Here is a 1,076-nt window from a genome sequence, read left to right on the forward strand (position 1 = left end):
GGCGGCCGGTCGCGCAGCCGCCAGCGGCCGCGATCGCGTTCCAGCAGCTTCGGCCATCCCTTGCCGAGCGCCTCGATCACCGCCTGCGCCCGCCGCTCCAGCCGCTCGCGCAGCCGCACGTCGCCCACCTGCGCCAGCACCGCCGCCAGATCGACGCGCAGCATCCACGCCGCGTGCGGATCGAGCCGCGGGATCGCCGCCATCTGCAGCCGGTAGGACTGCGCGGCCGTGCGGGCCAGCTCACGACAGGCTTTGGCGGGCAGGCCGCGCGTGCGTCCGTCGACCGCGACGCTGGCCGCCAGCCGCTTGAGATCCCATTCAAAGGGGGCGGCGATCGTCTCGTCGAAATCGTTGACGTCGAACACCGCGGTGCCTTCGGGCGACAGGAAGACCCCGAAGTTCAGGTGGTGGCAGTCGCCGCAGGATTGCACGCGCAGCCCGCTCGACGGCGTCTGCGCCAGATCGGCCGCCATCACCGCGACGGCGCCGCGCAGGAACGCGAAGGGCGAGGCCCGCATGCGCCCGAACCGCACCGGCAGCAGGCGCGGGATGCAGTGGCGCGTCGCCTCGATCAGCCGCCGGATCGGATCGCGCCGCGCGGGCGGCGTCCAGGCCGCGTGCAGACTGCGGGGCACGAGCTTGCGCAGCGCGTGACCCTCCAGCCGGCGCTCTGACGCCGGCCGCGGCATGTCGGCCTGGCCATGTTCCAGGGGCATCGGCCTGTCAAATTGTTCATCTTGCAGCGAGACGGGCGCAGCAAACCGGACAAGCGGTCATGGCGCAAGACCGCGCGCCGAGATTCGCGGCCCGCTCCGCGCGTTTCGCGGAACGGATCGCGCGCCGCGCGGACCGCCGGCGACGGCCGCCGGACCAGCGGCAGGCCGCCTCAGTCGAACAGCCAGGGCCAGCGCGTGCGCGCCGCCCACAGCACGCCCGCCGACAGGGCGCCCGCGATCAGGTCGTCGCCCATGACGCCGGCCGGACCGTGCTGCCGGTCTGCCCAACCGACCGGGCCGGGCTTGGTGATGTCGATCAGGCGGAACACCACGAACGCCGCCGCCAGTCCGCGCGCGGTG

At 74.0% G+C, this 1,076-nt stretch carries 2 protein-coding genes; both read right to left on the minus strand.

The features are described from left to right. A partial coding sequence (locus B8460_RS20670) for a DUF2252 family protein (protein WP_048863509.1) occupies window positions 1-716 on the minus strand: 716 nt, incomplete at its 3' end. A 170-nt stretch (window positions 717-886) separates the two neighbouring features. Beyond that, window positions 887-1,076: phosphatidylglycerophosphatase A (locus B8460_RS20675; protein WP_048863510.1), on the minus strand; the 190-nt coding region annotated here is incomplete at its 5' end.

Origin of the sequence: Acidisphaera rubrifaciens HS-AP3 (genome assembly GCF_000964365.1) — a bacterium.
Lineage (GTDB): Bacteria > Pseudomonadota > Alphaproteobacteria > Acetobacterales > Acetobacteraceae > Acidisphaera > Acidisphaera rubrifaciens.